Here is an 18,179-nt window from a genome sequence, read left to right on the forward strand (position 1 = left end):
TTAGCGCGGTACCGTTTGTTTTGCTAATATTTCTTCCAGGATAGATTCGGTGTGTTCTCCTAATTTGGGGGTGCCTACCGGCGATACCAGGCGTTCGCCATCGATGGAAATTGGGCAACGGGTAGTCTGAAAACGGTAGCCGTCTTCCATGTTTACCTCCTGAATCATATCCAATACTTTAAATCCTTCGTGGTTCATGAGCTGGTCCCAGGTGAGTACATCGGCGCACCAAATATCGGCCGGTTCCAAAATTTGCAGCCAATAATTTGTTGTTTCACTTTGTAAATGATCGGCCAAAATACCTTTTATCTCGTCGCGCCTGGTAAACCAGCTATCAATTTGCTGATAGTGCATTAAACCGGCGCAACCAAGCAACAAACCCAATTGGGGCACCGAAGCCATAGCCAGGGCAATATAGCCATCTTTGGTTTTATAAATGCCGTAAGGCGCGCCTAAATAAGCGTGGGCATTATTTTTATCGGAGCGAACAGTGGGTTGGCCGCCATCGCGGTAAAAAGTGGTAATGGTTTCGAACTGAAAATCAATAATAGATTCGAGCATACTTACCTGCACCAAACCGCCCTGGCCCGAAATACCTTTGCGCACCAAACAAGCCAATATTCCCTGGGCCAAATGAGCGCCCGTAATAATATCGACCACGGCAATTCCCATGGGTACCGGCCCTTTGGTGCCATTGCCGCTGAGCCAGGTTAATCCCGACAGGGCTTGCACGAGTAAATCCTGGCCCGGTTTGTTTTTCCAGGGGCCTTCCGAGCCATAACCCGATATTTCGCCGTAAACTACTTCCGGATTAATTTCCCGTACCGATTCGTAATCGAAGCCTAATCGCTCCATTACACCCGGCCGGAAATTATGCATTACCACATCGGCGTAGCGGATCAGTTCCCGAATATCTTTCCGATCGGCTTCTGCTTTTAAGTCGGCCACGAAGCTTTCTTTGTTGCGGTTAATGGCATGAAAAATAGAAGAAACGCCATTCATGATGGCTTCTGAAACATATAAGTGCCGGCAAATATCGCCGGTTTGTGGTTTTTCTACCTTAATTACCCGGGCCCCCAGGTCGGCCAGCCGCAAACTGGCCGAAGGGCCCGAAAGAAATTGGCTGAAATCAACTACCACTATATCTGCTAAAGGTTTTATCATACACTGCCCGGTTCTGACGGGAATTAGTCATTATTTTCGTTTAAGCAAGACCAATAATCCGGCTAATAATTACGCTAACTTTTGCTTAAACCAAAGTCAGGTTAAAATCAAAATCAATTATTTTATTGTGCTGGCCCAAGAGCGGGCCGGGTTTGGCCGAATACAATTTCTCACCGTCTATCCGGATGGGGCAGCGCGTGGTGCGCAACTTCTCTTTACCCGGTAGTTGCAACTCCTGGTCCATTTGCAGTACCTGGTAGCCGGCATGGTTCAAAAACTGTTCGTAATTGTATACTTCGGCGCACCAAATATCGGCTGGTTCCAGCATGGCTAACCATTCGGCGGTAGTTTTTTTCTCCAGAAAATCATTCAGAATAGCCATTAGCTCGTCGCGGTGGGTAAACCAGGTAGCGCTATCCGGAAAGGCCCGCAAAGCATCACAACCCAATATATTGCTTAAGCGCACCAGGTTTTCCATTGCCAAGGCTAAATAGCCGTCGCGGGTTTTGTACACGCCGTAAGGCGCACTTAAGTAAGCATTGGCGTTACCCTGGGCTGCCCGCTCCACTTTTTTCCGGCCGTCGTTCAGGTAAGTGGTTAGCAACTCAAATTGCAAATCCAATACCGATTCGAGCAAACTTACTTCTACCAAAGCACCTTGTTTGGTTTTGCCCCGGCGCACGAGGGCAGCCAATATGCCTTGGGCTAAGTGCGCGCCGCAAACAATATCGGCAACGGCAATTCCAAAAGGCGTAGGATCATCTTTTTTATCGCCGGATAAATACGTTAGCCCCGACAGGGATTGTACCAATAAATCCTGACCAGGTTTGGCGGCCCAAGGGCCTTTAGCGCCGTAACCCGTAACTACCCCGTAAACCAGCCGCGGATTTATTTTTTTAACTTCTTCGTAGCTTAAGCCTATTTTTTCCATAATGCCGGGCCGGAAATTATGCGTCAGCACATCGGCCTGGGCAATCAGCTTTTTAATTTTAGCCAGGTCGGCTGGGTCTTTCAGGTCGGCTTCGTACGATTCTTTGTTGCGGTTAATGGTATGAAAAACAATGCTGTCGTCGCCGGCAAACAAATTTTTTATAGCTATTTTCCGACCGCCTTCGCCAGTGCCGGGCCTTTCAATTTTTATTACCCGGGCTCCGAAATCGGCCAGCCGTAACCCCGCCGACGGCCCCGCCATATACTGGCAAAACTCCAGCACAATCAGATTTTCTAATGGCCTCACAAAATTCTTTTTTACTTGATTTATAATTCTGGCCTTACGGCTGGTTTGTAACTAATATTTAATCTTTAAAAATACGGGTTCCAGTATTTTTAAACCGCTTCTTATTTTTTAGATATTATTTTCTGGTTATTTCAGGAAAATAAAACCGGTTTTATTTTATGGCTTAATTTTCTGTTTAAATATTTATTTAATTATAAAATACTGATAATAAATATTTTAATAATAAAAAATGGCTTTTTACTGCCGGTGATTAATTCAAAATGGCTAAATAAATTATTCGAATATAAATTAAATATTCATAAATAAAAAATATTTGAATCTGTTCAGAAGAAAAAAGTGTGCTATTTTGGCAGTTGGAAACCAGGAGCAAAATATTATTTTTAAATTGTCGGATATCCGGTAAAGAGTAGGTAACCAATCAACCGCTTTTATAAGTATATTTTGGATCTTTTGGTATAATAGCAATAGAACTACGTGGAAGAAAAAGTAAGTAAATATCAGGCACCCGCCCTGGAAAAAGGATTAGATATTCTGGAATATTTGTCGCAAAAGGCAACGCCTTTGTCGCAAACCGAAATTGCCAATGGCATAAATAAAAATCCGAACGAAATTTACCGGATGCTGGTTTGCCTGGAAGAGCGAGGGTACCTGGTGCGGGAAGAACATTCGGCCAAATATATGCTTTCGCTGAAGCTGTATAATTTATCGCACCGCCACTCGCCGGTTGATGAAATACGACGCGCTTCGCAGCACCCCATGCACAACCTGGCCGCCCGGTTAAAGCAATCGTGCCATTTGGGTGTGCTTTACAACGATCAGTTAATGGTTATTTTTCAGGCGAAAAGCCCCAGTCCCATTGCCTTATCGATAGAAGAAGGTAGCCTTTTTCCGTTGCTGCTAACGGCTTCGGGGCGGGTATTATTGGCTTTTTTAGAGGAGTCGGAGCGAATGACTATTTTAAACCGGATTCCTTTGTACAAGAGTTACCCGGTGCGCAAACAAAAAGCCTTTTTACAGGAACTCGAAGATGTGCAGCAGAAAGGGCTTTATTTGGGTACCAGCGATTTATCGAGAGGAGTAACCGATATTGTAATGCCCATTGGCAACCTGGAAACGGGCGTTTTTGCCTCCCTGGCCGTATCAATCCTGACCACCGAATACGACGAAAAATTTACTTCCGAAGAAATAATTTCGGAAGTGCAGTCCTGTTCCCAAACCATTTTGAACCGCTTAGGCTTTTAGCATAGATAAACAGTCTAATTATTGGGCTGAAAGTTAATCCGCTTTAAGTAAATATTATCGGTACCCAGGTAGTATAATTCCCGGTTGGGCCTTACCGGGTTGTGCCGCGCCGCAGCAATAGATACATTTATTATAAATCAATTGCTTGCCCTCCTATGCATTTGCGCTATCTGTATTTTTTAAGTTGGCTGGGCCTGCTGGTGTTAACTTCTTTTAAGCCAGCACGGGCCCAGCACGAAGGCTTTATTTATGGCCGGGTGCAAACGCAAAGCGGCGAAGTGTATACCGGCCAGATAAGGTGGAGTGCCCAACAGGTTTTTTGGGGCGATATTTTGCTGGGCGTAAAAACCGAGGTGCCGGTATTGCAATATTTAAACGAAGAACAAATCAGTCAGCTTAGCCCCGCCGAACCGGATGCAGGCTTTGACTGGCAATTTATTAACTTGTGGAAATCGAAATACCCGGCGCGCGATTATGATTTAAAACTTCGGTTCGGCGATGTGGCAGCGCTGCAAATAACTGGTGCGCAAATGGCTACTTTACTATTAAAAAACAACCGCCGTATAAAAATAGCCGGGCACCCCGATGATAACCGCCATTTGGGCAAGGACATAACCGTTTACGATAACCAGATAGGCCGACTTACAGTTAATTGGGACAACCTGAAAAGCGTTAATTTTCTGCCAACGCCTGCTAAGTTGCCGCATGTTAAAGGAATTCCTTTGTACGGCACGGTGCAAACCCAAAACGGCCCGCTTACCGGTTTTATTAAATGGGACCAGGACGAATATGTATCATCGCACCAACTGGATGGACAATTAGACAGCAATCCGCAAAATTTTCGCTACCCCTTCAGCCAAATTCATTCTATTCAGGTTAGAGATAGGGGAGTCATTGTTAAATTTTATTCCGATGACAAAATATTCCTGAAAAATAACCGCGATGTTAATGCCAGTAACCGCGGCATTGTGGTGCAGCACCCAACCTGGGGTCAGGCCATTGTTAGTTGGGAAGCCTTCCGGTCGGTTACGTTCGAAGACAAAGTGCCGGCCAACCTGGGTTACGAAAGCTACGGCAAACCCCAAAAACTACGCGGCACCATCCGGACGACCGATAACCAAAATTTAAAAGGCGAACTGGTTTTTGATTTGGATGAGGAGTGGAGCGCGGAATTATTAGACGGCCGGTTTGGTAATTCTATTCGGTATACCATACCTTTCGGGCAAATCATTAGCTTGAAACCTGTACCCAACGGGCGCTCCGAAATAATAATGGCGGATGAAAAAAAGTTAACTTTAGAAAACGAAAACGATGTGTCGGGCCGAAACTGGGGCCTAATGTTGCTGCTGCCCAATAAGCAACACCGGTATATTCCGTGGGCTAAAGTAAGCCAAATCTCTTTCTTTTAAACATGCCCATGGCGCTTAAAGACTTGTTCGCTCCCGATAATGCCAAAAACCAAAAGTGGCTGCGAATATTTTTTGTGCTGGGTTTGGGAATATTATTGGCCGGATTGTACTTGCTACAGCAGGCTAATTCCGAATTAATTTATTTGGTGGCGCTGCTCTGGATTTTTACCGTTATAATTTTGCTGTGGTTCGGCAACCGATTTATTTACCGAATATTAAATTACAAGTTTCCTTGGGCGGAACATACCACGGCGCGCTTTTTTCTGCAGCTTTTCCTGAGTACCCTTTACTCGCTTTTGTGCATTAACCTCACTTATTATTTTTTCCGGGCTCAAACCACCCAACGCCCACCAGATTTAGAGCAGTTTCTGGTGCTAAATGTTTACGGGTTATTATTTATTATTCCGGTGCTGTCTATCAACTTCGGCATATTTTTTATGGTGCAGTGGAAAAAAGCGCACGAGCAATCCGAGAAGTTTAAACAGGAAAACCTGCGCACCCAACTGGAATCGCTGCGCATGCACCTGGACCCGCACTTTTTATTTAATAACCTCAATGTGTTATCAGCGCTTATTCAGAAGAATCCGCAGGATGCCCAACTTTTTCTGGACCGTTTTGCCGATGTGTACCGCTACGTGCTGCAATACAAAAAAGAAGAATTGGTACCGCTGGCCACCGAGTTAGCATTTATCCGGGCCTATTATTTTTTATTGCACCAACGGTTCGGCGACCAACTGCAACTAACTATTAATATTGCCGAAGCCTTGTTGGAAACCGTTTGTTTGCCGCCTTTAGCGCTGCAAATGCTGCTGGAAAACGCTATTAAGCATAATATTATTTCGGCCCAAATACCTTTAATCATAAATATTGCTTATGAAGCCGATGGCTGGTTAACCGTGCAAAATACCCGGCAGCCTAAAAAACAGGAAAGTGCTCCCCTAACCGGAACAGGCCTCGAAAATATTCGCCAGCGTTACGGCTATTTATCGGACCGCGAAGTACAAGTAATGCAAACCCCTACCAGATTTACCGTAAAACTGCCGCTGCTCGAAATAGCCGATTAAGCAAATGGTAAATTCTAAGCTAAACTTTTAACTTGCCCACCGGAAGATAAATGCTGAACCCAAACATGAAGGTGCTGATAATTGAAGATGAGGCCCTGGCCGCCGAACGATTAGGTAAACTTTTATACGAGTACAACCCAAGTACTCAGGTGCTGGCCGTTTTAACCTCGGTAGAAGGCGCGGTAAAATGGTTGCAGGAACACGATTTACCCGATTTATTATTGCTGGATATTCACTTATCAGACGGGCTTTGCTTCGATATTTTTAAACAGGTGCGGGTAAAATGCCCGGTAATATTTACCACCGCTTACGACCAATATGCCCTGGAAGCTTTTCAGGTGCACAGCATCGATTATTTGTTAAAGCCGGTACAGTTTAGCAAGCTGGTACAAAGCCTCGATAAAATGCAGGAATTGCGCCGTACGCTGGGACCCGCTCAAACCGAAATTCCCATCAACGAGGTGGTACAGATAATTCAGCGCAAGGAGGGAAGCTATAAATCGCGGTTTATGGTAAAAATGGGCGCCAAAATTAAAGCCATCAAAACCGTCGATATTGCTTATTTCTTTTCTTCGAATAAGTTAACCTTACTCGTAACCCGCGATAACCAGAAGTTTCCCGTTGATTATGCCCTCGACGATTTAATTCAATTACTCGACCCCAGCCAGTTTTTTCACATTAACCGGAAGCTAATCATCTCCTTCGATGCCGCCAAAGAAATTCACCCGTACTTTAAAGGTCGCCTGAAGCTGGTACTGCACCCGCCCCTGGACGAAGACATTGTTATTAGCAGTGAAAAAACGCCGGCTTTTAAGAGTTGGCTGGATCAGTAGGTGAAATTATTATTCCTTTAAAACCCTTTGGGAATATTGCGGTGTTTGGACGCTTGAATTTTTAACCTTATATTTTATTAAATACTACCCAACAACAATTATAAGGTTCCACCGCAATTCAACAAATAGCCTCTCTTTCCCAATTATTTATTCTACAAAAATTGTAAAATTCTTAACTTCTATTTGGCCGGATTGCTTAATTTAGAGATAAAATCGTTAGGTGTGCTAGCCGGAATGCCGTCCCATTGTTTCAGCACGTTGCCATTTGCATCTAATAACAAGGTGAGCGGGAAAGCGCCTATTTGGTTGTATTTCTTTTTCAGAGCATCATTTAAAGCTTGTTGCTCTTTAGCCAACTGATTTTTTTTGAGGCGTGGGAAATCGGCTTTTACCAGCACCAGTTTGTCGGCAGCATAATTCTTAAATTCTTCGGTTTCGAATATTCCTCTTTCCAGCTTAATACAGGGCACGCACCAATCTGATCCGGAAAAATTCAGCAATATCAACTTTTGTTTGGCTTTGGCTTCGGTTTTTGCCTGTTCTAAATTAGTGAGCCAAACAGGCGATACCAGCGATAAAAAAGAGGTTAATAGAATAAATATAAATTTCATGTTTTAAGAACGGTCAACTTTTACTGGCAATATTTATAAAGTAATTTTTTAGGAAAATGAATTGCGTATTATAAATTAATGAGCGAGGACTTAGTAGCAATTAGTATTTTTTAAATGCCCTGCGCAGCCTTGTATTTAATAATCCGGTTGTTTACTTCCTGGTCTTTTACGTCTATGTTTTGGAAAAAATCAAAGGCTTTCCTGGAGATAAAAGCATTTTCATTTTGCAGTAGTTCCGAAATATTAAGTAAGGTTGCTTTATCTAAGGTTTTATGCTGTTTAAAAACATCTAACACCCGGCTTAATATTTCGCCGTTTAGTTGATTTAAATTTTTGGCCAATTTTGTTTTTACCTCGTTGTCTAGTTCCGGCGCTTGTTTTAATTTATCAATAATAAGTTTTTTCAAGCTGTAATCAGTAGCATTAAATTTATCGAGGAGAAAGAGTTGCAAGGTTTTAGAGCTTAAATCCTTTTTGTTGATGGCGTTTACGGCTCTTTCGGCAAGGCTGAAATTTTTGTCATCCATTAATGCTACTACCCGTTTTTGCAACTCCGCCGTTAGTTCTACATAGCCGCTTATGTGGTTTAAGGCCCACATTTTGTCTTTTTCATCGGGGCTGGCTAATATTTCTTTCATTAGGGTGGGCGTAAGCGCTTTTAAAGTCGCATTCTGGACTTCGGTTTGCGTACGGCCGTAAATAAAATGCCACAACTTATAGGTGGTATAAGCTGCCCCCTGCACAATGTGTTCGGCAACCAAGGGCGGCGTAGGCGAGGTAGTGGCATCTACGCCGGGGCTGTTTTTAGGCGGTTGTAACGTTAGTTGCTCGTAGGTAAAAGTGCCCATCGGCGAATTAGGATCGGCTAGAATTTGGTCTAACTTTTTATACTCACCCGGCTGGAAAGGATCGTGGTCGGTTTTGCTCAAATATTCACCTTCGGGCATTTCAAAACCAAGGTACCGGCCGGTAATATTCCAGTACAACACAATATCCAACAGCCGGCATTTATCATCAAAACAAACGCTGGCCTGGATTTTCCGGAAATATGAAACCGGGTAATTTTCTTTTGACTTAACTTGAAATAAAGTATCGTTAAAAGTAGAATCCTGAAAATCTACGATAATAGGTACTATCTTATGCGGTTTAAAAGACACAGTTTGGGTTTGAAAATACCTGATTTTGTCTTTGTTTTGGAACCCACATAGCAACAGGAACCACACCAGTAAAATAGGGAAGGCCCGCTTGCTGCTGATTTTTTTATTCATTTTGTATAGTACGTTCTTGCTATTATTTTAAACCCAAAAGTTAAAATTAAGCAGGTACAATGCCGCCGTGTTCCTGAATTAATTTGCGGATATCGCGCATAGGTACTTCGTGGGGTGTTTTTTTACTATTATTTGCCAAAACGGCTACGGCACCGGCGGCTTGCCCCATGCCCATACACGAAGCTTGCACCCGTAAAGCAGAATTAGCCAGGCGGTCGCTGCTGATGCTGCGGCCGGCAACCATAAAGTTGCGGCTGTTCCGGGGTATTAAGGCGCGTAAGGGAATAGTAGGAACCGTGCCATTTTTTAACTGATTGGGCACAACGCCGTGTTCGTCGTGTAAATCAATGGGGTAATAAGAGTACGAAACGGCATCGTCGTATTTTTTGCCGGTTACAAAATCTTCCTGTGTTATTTTGTATAAGCCATCTATTCTAAAAGTTTCGCGAACGGCCGTTTCCTGCTGCATGTCAATTAATTTCATTTTTTCACAACCGGGCAGGGTTCTTAAAAAACGCAGGTGCTTTATTAAAGAAGCGCGGCCCTGAATATTGGCCAGGGTATGGGTATCGGAGGTGGTTGAGTCGGCGCCGGCAACATGCTGGTTGTTATCGCCTTGGCCTTTGAGTAAGGCAATAATATTCCCTTTAAAATCCGGCTTACTTAACTCTCCTTTTTTGATGGCCTGTAAATAAGCTTCTTGTATCTGCTTCTTATCGAGCGCGTCAAAATCGTAACCGCCTAATTGGAAATTAAGCGTACCGGGTTGGGTTTCGGCTTCGCGTAGTAAAGGGAATCCGGCAATGGAAGCGGCGTAGGCATTGCCCGTGCAATCAATTAACTGGTTACAGGTTATTTCGGTGCTGGTGCCTTTGCCTACGGTTTGTACCACCCAGGTATTATTTTTAAACACGCAACTGGTAGGCGTTTCGTAATACCGAATCTTAACGCCGGCGTTCAGACATTTTTCTTCAGCCAGAATGGTATAGATGGCTTTGTTCACCCGAACCTGGTGCTTCCAGTGTTGTTGGCCATGCGGCACCGAGAAATCGGGTAAAACATCGTCGTTAAACGCTACGGCTTCCTGCACCAGTTCCCAGCCAATACCTCCAATTACTTGTTTGCCCCAGGCAAAAAATATTCCCGGAAAGTTAACCCCGCCGGTAGTAGTGGTACCGCCTAACTGACTGCCATTTTCTACCAAAATAACCTTGGCCCCGGCTCTGCCGGCCTGAATGGCCGCAATAACCCCAGCTGTACCGCCGCCAATTACCAATATATCGGTTTTAAGTTTTTGGGCATTTACCTGGTATGGTTGGCTTAATCTTTCGCCTTTTAATAAATTGGGAGTAACTGCTCCTACGGAGGCCAGCCCGATTGATTTCAGGAGCTTTCTGCGATTAATATTTATCATAAAAAAATGCTTAATCTAATTTCTGATTTTTTAAAATTTAAAGTTTTGTATTTAGCGCCGGGTTAAAAATATTTACCGGCGCTAAACTTTTACCGTTAACGAAATAAGCTTTAATAACCCGGATTTTGGTCTGTGGTCGCGTTTAAGGCGGTATTAAAACTTAGTTCATCCAGCGGAATGGGCCATAAATAATGCGCTTCAGCAATGGTTTTGCCTTTTCCATTTAAGATGGCTTCCTGGGCTTTATTGGTTCGTTTTAAATCCAGCCAGCGTTTGCCTTCAAAAATAAATTCATAGGCCCGTTCCTGTAATACCAGGTCCTGAAAGGTTTGGGCGTTATAATCTTCCTGCTTAAAATCTATGGCCGAAGGTTGGTTAGGATTCTGACCATAGGCCCGGCGGTGCACCTGGTTCAGCGCCTCTACGGCTTCCGGGGTTGGTCCGTTATCGGCCTGGCTGGCGGCTTCTGCAAATATTAACAATACTTCGGCGTAGCGGTAAATAGGTAAATCGTTGCCGGCATCGTTCTGACTAACCGCGGCCGGTTCTACGTATTTACTGCTCACCAGGGTAGTAGCGCCCAAGCCAAAGTTTACCACATCCCACAACGATTTCCGAATATCCTGATTATCCCAAGCTTTGTAAAACGGGTTGTTTTGGTCAGAATAATGGGCATAAGCGCCGCCAAAATTGAAAAGTTTGGTGTTGGGATGGTTTAAGATCCAAAGCATAAAATTACCCTGGCCCACCTGGCGCGCGTATTTAAAATAAAATATTTCTTCAGAAGTAGTCAGCAAATCGGGACCAAAAAGCTTTAGCTGAAAATCTTCTTTTTTGGTTACCGGTACCAAAGAATATTTATTTGCTTTTATTACTTCGTTGGCTTTGTCGCGCGCTTCGGGGTAACGCTTCAGGGTTAAATAAACATCGGCCAGCATGGTTTTGGCGGCTAATTTGGTTGGCCGGCCAACATGCTTGGGTTCATCCGGTAAGTTCTTTTCGGCTTCTGTTAAATCGGCCAGGATAAGCTCGTAAACTTCCGGTACAGTGCTTCTTTTAACACCTATTTCGGTATAATTACTTTCGGTCCGGATGGGTACGCCGCCCCAGTTGCGCACCAAATCAAAATAACTCAAGGCCCGCAGAAACTTGGCTTCCGCTACGTATTTAGCAATATCAGTAGCACTAATATTTTTACCGTTGGGCGCATTACTTATTACCAGATTGGCATTCCGGATGGCCTGGTAAAAAGAGTTCCAACGCGCAGTAGCCGCATTCATGTTACCTGAGTTTAAACCCGCAAAGTCGTTATACTGGGCCCGGCTGCCGCGGCCGTAACCCCAATCGGTATGGGCATCCAGCACGGCAATTTGCTCGGCTCGCGTAGAACGCAGAGGGCTGTAAATGGCATTGGTGGCGGTTTCTACCTCATCGGCGGTGTTGTAAAAATTTTCTACCGCAACGGTTTTAGGCGCTTCTTGTAAAGCATCATCGCAGGCCGGTAAGGTAAAAAGCACAGAAAGTGTTAAAAGGCCATAAGCACCTCTTTTCAAACTTATTCCTGGTTTAGCTGAAATTATATGTAGCATTTTCATTTCTTCTCGCTTTAAATAATATTTTATCTGTTTCGCTAATACCTAAAGAATTAAAAGCCAATCCGGATACCGGCTGTAACCACTTTGGAAATGGGATAGCTGTAATAATCGATACCAGCGCCGCGGGAGTTAATTTCAGGGTCCCACCAGGAATATTTGGTCCAGGTAATTAAATTTTGGCCGCTCACATTTACCTGGGCATTTTTAATCCAGCCCAGGCTAAACTTCTCGATGGGGAGGTTGTAGGCTAACTGAATATTCCGGAGGCGCAAATACGATCCGTCTTCTATCCAGCGGTCGGATGCCCGCGCCGAAGTGGTCCGGCTGATAATCGGGTATTTGGCATTGGGGTTTTCCGGCGTCCAATGATTTTGAAATACTTCGCGGGGCATGTTCAAACCCTGGCCGTAATCGAGGGTGCTAGGAATGGCGCTTACATTAAAAATATCGTTGCCGTATGAGCCCTGGAAGAAAGCCGTTAACGAAAAATTCTGAAACGACATGTTTGAGTTAAGGCCGTAAATAAATTTAGGATTCGGGTTGCCGATGTAGGTTTTATCGTCCGCCGAAATGGCGCCATCGTTGTTTAAATCTTTAAATTTAATTTGTCCTTTATCGGTATAGCCATCTTCCTGGTAGCCCCAGAACTGACCAATGGGTCGTCCTTCGCGCAGAATGGTAATATTATCGGATAAAACCAGTACGTTAATAGAGGTGCCTAAAATATCTTTACCATCGTTCAGGCTAACTACCTTGTTGCGGTTAAAGGAAATATTCCCGAACAAATCCCAGTTAAATTTGCCTTGAATGGCTTTTGCTTCCAGCCCTAATTCCAAACCTTTGTTTTGTACTTCGCCTACGTTCCGGATGGTGGTGGTAAAGCCCAACGAGTTAGGTAACCGCACGGTATTTAATAAATCGCGGGTATTTTTAATGTAGTAATCGGTGGTCAGGTATAACCGGTTGTTCAGAATGCCAACATCCACGCCAAAATTTATTTGCTCAGTGGTTTCCCATTTTAAATTACCAGGTAAAACCGTGCTGGGCGCAAAAGTGGTGTACAGCGAATTGCCAAAAACCGTATTGCCGGAAGTTAATTGATTTAGCGTAGTGTAAGGGCTGATGGCCTGGCTGCCGGTTAATCCCCAACTGGTGCGTACTTTCAGGTCCGAGAAAATATTGCTGGATTTCAGGAATTCTTCTTCGGATGCCCGCCAGGCCAGGGCCGCAGACGGGAAACTTCCCCATTTTTTACCGTCGCTGTACCTGGAAGAACCATCGGTCCGGAAACTAACGGTAAGTAAATATTTATTGTTAAAGGAATAATTAACCCGGCCTAAATAAGATAGTAGAACCGATTTGGCATAACCGGAATTTGCGATTCCGGGCGTCGCGGCCGCTTCCAGGTTGTAGGTTTCAAAAGCATCGCTCAGGAAACCCGTACCGCTACCCGATAAAGAAGTAGTTAAAAAATCCTGGTAAGTAAAACCTGCTACCGCCGAAATTTGGTGCTTCTCGTTCAGCGTTTTCAGGTAGCTGATGGTGTTTTCACTTAATAAACTGGTAAACTGGCTGGTGCTTACACTGGCCCGGCCTTCGGAGTTTAAGAATTTACGCGTGGTGTAATTATCGGTGCGGTCGTCGCGGTTTTCTATGCCCCCGGATATTTTAACTGTTAGTTCCGGAATGGGATTAAACAACAACGAGGCATTGGTTAATAACACATTGGCTTTTATGGTATTAAATTGCTCATTAATATAATTCAGCGGGTTTCTGATATCAACTGCCACAAAAGGGTAATCCTGCGACAAGATGGAGTAAGTACCGTCTTCGCGGTAAGGGGTAGAAATGGGCGCGGCCGAAATAGCGGCCCCAATCATGGAATTGCCCCGCGAACCGCCTTCGCTATCTTTTCTTTCGGTAGCTAAACGGCTGGCATTATTAGAGAAATTAATTTGAAATTTATTGCTGATTTTGTGGTTAATCTTGGTGCTTAGGGCGTAACGGTTATAATCGCTGCCTTTAATAATGCCTTCCTGGCCCAAATAACTGCCGGTTACGGAAAACTGCGTTTTCTCATTGCCGCCGTTTACGCTTAACGACGAAGAAGCCATGGGCGCTTTCTGGAAAACCACATCTTGCCAATCGGTGCCTTCGCCAAAATTATTTATTTGTTCCTGGGTAAAATAAGGGGCAATTTTATCGTTGGCCGCCTGCAGGTTATTCAGCGTGGCGTACTCTTGCCCGTTCATTAATTCCAGCTTCTTGCGTAAGGTCTGCATGCTGTAAGTTGTTTCAAACTCTACGCGGGTCTGGCCAGCTTTACCTTGTTTGGTGGTAATCAGTACCACCCCGTTGGCACCCCTGGAGCCGTATATAGCCGTGGCCGAAGCATCTTTCAGCACTTCTATACTTTCAATATCGGCGTTGTTTAAATTAGTGGGGTTGCCGGAAAAAGGAAAACCATCTATTACATAAAGCGGTTCGTTGCCGCCCTGGATAGAATTAGTACCTCTGATGCGCACATTTAAGCCGGCCCCGGGAGCACCGGTGGTTTGCAATACCTGTACGCCGCTGGCCCGGCCCGAAATAGCTTGTAAAACATTATTGGTGGGGAAAGAACGAATTTCCTGCGCCTTAACCTGCGATAAAGAGCCCGTTAAATCACTTTTCTTCATTACGCCGTAGCCTACTACTACCACTTCGTCCAGGGCTTTGGCATCGGGTGCCAACTGAACGGTAAGGTTGGCCTGGCCGTTTACGGGCACTTCCTGCGAAGAAAACCCAATAAAAGAAAATATTAAAATACTGTTTTGGTCGGGCACCGATAAAGCAAAAGTACCGTCGGAATTAGTGGTTGCGCCAACCGAAGTGCCTTTAACCAACACACTTACGCCCGGCAATCCGGTGCCGTTTTCGTCGGTTACTGTGCCGCTAACCGCGAAATCAACGGCCTTAGCGGCTGCCTTAACAACGTTATTGGGGCTTGGTTGTGTGTTGGCTTTACTTTGGGGTTTTGCTTTTTCGGGCAGGCTTACGATTAAGAATAAATTTTCATTTATTTTTTCAACCTTCAGGTTTAAAGGATTTAAAAGTTCGTTTAAAGTTTTTGCCAGGTTGGTTATACGACCAGATGGGAGCTGTAATATTTTATCGGCCACGAGCGCTTCTTCGTAGGCAAAATTTACTTTGTACTGGGCTTCTAGTTGGGAAAGAATTTTTTGGAGGGACTGGGCTGCCTGGATTTTGTCTTGCGGTTTGTTCACCTCAGGTTGCGAAAGTGCTAGTTCCTGGCCTTGTATATGGCCGTGAGAAAAAAGTACTAGCGCACAAACCCATAAGGTATGTTTGTAGCTGTTTTTCATAAAAGTGGTGGATAAAGGTTATATAACAGTTTAGTTTAACGCAACAAAGTCTGGAGCCAGGCCGCCAACCCACTTAAAAGCCAAAATATTAGCTACTTAAAATACAGGCTTATACTTAAAGAATCGCCGCTTTCCGAAAAGTATCGCTCAACCAGGTCGGATTACTTTAAATAATGTTGGATTACCTATAAAGAGCGCGCAGGTAGATTTTTGTACCCTTCGTTTTAGATAAATATTTTAATTATTTTTAATATTTATCCAAAATAGAGGGTGCAAGCGTAAAAAGGCAGTATAAAACGGGGAAGGAATTATTAATTCTTAATAAAAGTAAGGGTTTGGCCTTTTTGGTTTATTTGTAACTGAAAGGCTTTTTCTAAGGTTTGTAGCAGTACTGGTAAATTATTGTTGGGGAAAGTGCCGGTAAAGGTGCGGTCTAATAAACTAGTATCGGTTAAAATAATTTTAGTGCCGTAAGTCTGTTCTATTTGGGCGATAATTTCGGCCAGCGGCGTATTTTTAAACTGTAATTTTTGCGAACGCCAACCCGAAAAAGCTTCCGGATTTACTTTTAATTTAATAATTTTTTCGTTGGTTTTATTTAAAGCCACATAATCGCCGGGCAACATGGTTAAAGCTGTGGGTCTATGGGCATCGGCTACCATTAATTTAATTTTGCCGGAATTTAAAATTACCTGGGTTTTAGTAGCCCGGTCGGCAACGTTAAATTGGGTGCCCAACACCTGCACCTGCACTTTGTTGGCGTGCACCGTAAAGGTGGGTTGGCCTTTTAACGGTTTTTTAGTTACCGAAAAAAATGCTTCGCCTTTTAACCAAACTTCGCGCGGGCTGCTAGCAGCCCAGTGTTTTTTAAAAGCAACCGACGAATTGGCATTTAAAATTACCTCCGACCCATCGGGCAGCGTAATGGGCATAATCTGGCTGTTTACCGAAGTATACGTAAGGATTTTATGCTGCTCCCGGTAATACAAAAAGCCAAAAGCTAACATTACTAAACCAGCTACGGCCGCCGCCATTAACCGCCAGCTAACTGTTTTTTGGGGTGTTGCACCTGAATAAGCGGCGTTTGTAATTGGGATTACCTTTGGGGCAATGGTTTTATTTAATTGTTCCCAGGCTTTTTTAACCTGCTTCTCCGAAACTACTGGAATATTTTGAATATTCTTTTCCAGAAGAATTTCCATGGCCGCCGAGACGGTTTTTTCTTTTTCCGGATATAATTCTATCCATAGTTCCCAAAAAGAATTTACTTCCGGATCGTCCTGCAACACCCAAGCCTGAAAATACGAATCCTTCACAAAATCTTCGGTACTGAAATCTGAATAGGGCATTTCTATCCGGTTATAAATGCTAAAGTAACTTAAAAGAGAGGATTTTTTAGTTTTGTACCCTGGTTTTTAGATTTAAATTATTGGTAGCCATAATTTATTACCAGGAAAGTAAATAAGAAGTGGGGCTTTAATAAATTTTTAAAAACGCAGGGTAAAACTTTCTCTGAGTTTTTGTACCGCTTTATGTATTAGGTTACGACTCGATTGGTAGCTGATATTTAAGGTGGAGGAGATTTGATCGTAATCCATTTCGCAGAAATATTTTAAATGCAAGGCTTCCTGCTGGCGCTCGGGCAATTTCTTGATTTCTTCTTGCAACCGTATTAATTGCCTTTGATTTTCTTGTTGCTCAATCAGTATTTTTTCAACCGAAGGTTCTTGTTCTAATATTTTTAATTCGTCGAAATCCGAAACAGAAACCAGAACCGAAGATTTGGTAATTTTATTTAAAAGCAACCGCTTAAAAGATTTTACCAGGTATAATTTAGGGAATTTGGCTTCGCCTAAGTTTTGCCGGTGCTGCCATAAATATTCAAAAAATTCCTGCAAAGTATCTTTAACCAGTTCTTCTTCCAGCCGCATTTGCTTTCCGGTCCGGAATAAAAAGGCATAATGGCGGAAGAATAAAACCGTGAAAGCTTCCAGGTTATTATTTCTAAAATTATCCCATAGCTCACTATCGTCGCAATCGTTAAAAGAATTTTTTAAGCTCATGTTTAATAGGTATTGTTCATATGAGGGAATTTGATTTATAAATTTAAAAAATAAAATATACTCTTTTATAAGCTTTTATAAAAAAAATAAATTCCATTTTATATTTATGTGCCTTAACGATATTCCATGAATAGCCTGATTTTCTGTTTATCTTTTGAAAGATTGCATCTTTCAATGCTAAAGTGCTAACTGTAGTTAGAAGTCTAAGTAGCCTCCCGGCCGGCGGGCCCCGTTTGGTCATTCGGGCTGCTCATCTTTCCTTTGCTCGTACCTCGCAATGCTACGCACCACAACCTTAGAAGGCCCTCATCGCCCAAACTGCTGTAATTTGCTTCGTAGCTACGGCTTTTCTAAGCCTAAATTATTGTTAGTAATTAACAAGTCAGCTCAACAAAGCTATTCCGTAACTTTCTGGTTCGGCCGAACTCCTTCCCTAATTTAGGGCTACGATTAGGACACAAAATGGAGCGGGGAGCTGTTGGGGGTAAATGGCAGATGCAATATTTAGCAATATTCGGATAGAGCGACGGGTCAAGCAAGTAGTAGAAAAGATAATAGAAAAGCAAAGTGTGGTGATACATCAGCTAAGTGCGAGCGAAGCCGAGCAGCGGAGTTACTACCGTCTGCTGCATAACCCCCGTTTGCAGACCAGTCAAATCATTTCGTACTTGCAAGCGGACTGTGCGCGGCAAGTGGAGGTGGGCGCCCATTATTTAGTATTTCAGGATACGACGCAGCCTAACTTTGAACGCAACCGGCGCAACATTTCCGACCAGCAGCAGCTCGGGGTGATTGGAGATAAGCAGTCCTTAGGCTTTTTCCTGCATCCTTCGCTGGTGGTGCAAGCGGATACTGGCCGCTGCCTGGGCTACAGCCATGTGCAGGTCTGGAGTAGAGAAGCAATGGCGCCAGAT

The 18,179-nt window shown here is 43.7% G+C and carries 13 protein-coding genes and 1 pseudogene; 5 read left to right on the plus strand and 9 right to left on the minus strand.

The window, feature by feature from the left end:
- Complete coding sequence (locus F0145_RS10730) at positions 1–1,164, minus strand: CaiB/BaiF CoA transferase family protein (RefSeq protein ID WP_223815966.1); 1,164 nt, start codon at positions 1,162–1,164, stop codon at positions 1–3.
- Positions 1,165–1,249: 85 nt separating this feature from the next.
- The gene (locus F0145_RS10735; RefSeq protein ID WP_150088399.1) at positions 1,250–2,401 is read right to left on the minus strand and encodes a CaiB/BaiF CoA transferase family protein; all 1,152 of its coding nucleotides are present in this window, start codon (positions 2,399–2,401) and stop codon (positions 1,250–1,252) included.
- A 474-nt stretch (positions 2,402–2,875) separates the two neighbouring features.
- On the opposite strand from F0145_RS10735, the gene F0145_RS10740 reads away from it, so the two are divergent.
- From F0145_RS10740 to F0145_RS10755, 4 genes are all read left to right on the plus strand, one after another.
- Complete coding sequence (locus tag F0145_RS10740; RefSeq protein WP_150088400.1) at positions 2,876–3,643, plus strand: IclR family transcriptional regulator; 768 nt, start codon at positions 2,876–2,878, stop codon at positions 3,641–3,643.
- A gap of 155 nt (positions 3,644–3,798) precedes the next feature.
- Positions 3,799–5,052, plus strand: coding sequence for a hypothetical protein (locus tag F0145_RS10745; protein WP_150088401.1), 1,254 nt, complete (start codon positions 3,799–3,801; stop codon positions 5,050–5,052).
- Between the two features lie 8 nt (positions 5,053–5,060).
- Positions 5,061–6,116: a sensor histidine kinase gene (locus F0145_RS10750; protein ID WP_150088402.1), complete on the plus strand. Its 1,056-nt coding sequence runs from the start codon at positions 5,061–5,063 to the stop codon at positions 6,114–6,116.
- A 50-nt stretch (positions 6,117–6,166) separates the two neighbouring features.
- A complete protein-coding gene (locus tag F0145_RS10755; RefSeq protein ID WP_223815967.1) occupies positions 6,167–6,949 on the plus strand; it encodes a LytR/AlgR family response regulator transcription factor in 783 nt (260 codons plus the stop codon).
- A 179-nt stretch (positions 6,950–7,128) separates the two neighbouring features.
- Here the strand turns inward: F0145_RS10755 and F0145_RS10760 are convergent, their stop codons facing one another.
- The 7 genes from F0145_RS10760 to F0145_RS10790 form a co-directional block, all read right to left on the minus strand.
- A complete protein-coding gene (locus F0145_RS10760; protein WP_150088403.1) occupies positions 7,129–7,560 on the minus strand; it encodes a thioredoxin family protein in 432 nt (143 codons plus the stop codon).
- A 110-nt stretch (positions 7,561–7,670) separates the two neighbouring features.
- Positions 7,671–8,828, minus strand: coding sequence for a hypothetical protein (locus F0145_RS10765; protein WP_150088404.1), 1,158 nt, complete (start codon positions 8,826–8,828; stop codon positions 7,671–7,673).
- A gap of 46 nt (positions 8,829–8,874) precedes the next feature.
- Positions 8,875–10,242, minus strand: a complete 1,368-nt coding sequence (locus tag F0145_RS10770; RefSeq protein ID WP_150088405.1) for an FAD-dependent oxidoreductase — start codon at positions 10,240–10,242, stop codon at positions 8,875–8,877.
- Positions 10,243–10,352: 110 nt separating this feature from the next.
- Positions 10,353–11,795 (minus strand): RagB/SusD family nutrient uptake outer membrane protein, encoded by a 1,443-nt coding sequence (locus F0145_RS10775; protein ID WP_223815968.1) that lies wholly within the window; start codon positions 11,793–11,795, stop codon positions 10,353–10,355.
- Positions 11,796–11,887: 92 nt separating this feature from the next.
- Positions 11,888–15,202, minus strand: a complete 3,315-nt coding sequence (locus F0145_RS10780) for a SusC/RagA family TonB-linked outer membrane protein (protein WP_150088406.1) — start codon at positions 15,200–15,202, stop codon at positions 11,888–11,890.
- Positions 15,203–15,513: 311 nt separating this feature from the next.
- Entirely contained in the window at positions 15,514–16,551 is a 1,038-nt protein-coding gene (locus tag F0145_RS10785) for a FecR family protein (protein ID WP_150088407.1), read from the minus strand.
- A 138-nt stretch (positions 16,552–16,689) separates the two neighbouring features.
- A complete protein-coding gene (locus F0145_RS10790) occupies positions 16,690–17,265 on the minus strand; it encodes an RNA polymerase sigma factor (protein ID WP_150088408.1) in 576 nt (191 codons plus the stop codon).
- A 488-nt stretch (positions 17,266–17,753) separates the two neighbouring features.
- Between F0145_RS10790 and F0145_RS10795 the strand changes: the two are divergent.
- Positions 17,754–18,179, plus strand: a pseudogene (locus tag F0145_RS10795) (hypothetical protein); the annotation flags it as partial.

Origin of the sequence: Adhaeribacter rhizoryzae, from assembly GCF_008629685.1 — a bacterium.
Lineage (GTDB): Bacteria > Bacteroidota > Bacteroidia > Cytophagales > Hymenobacteraceae > Adhaeribacter > Adhaeribacter rhizoryzae.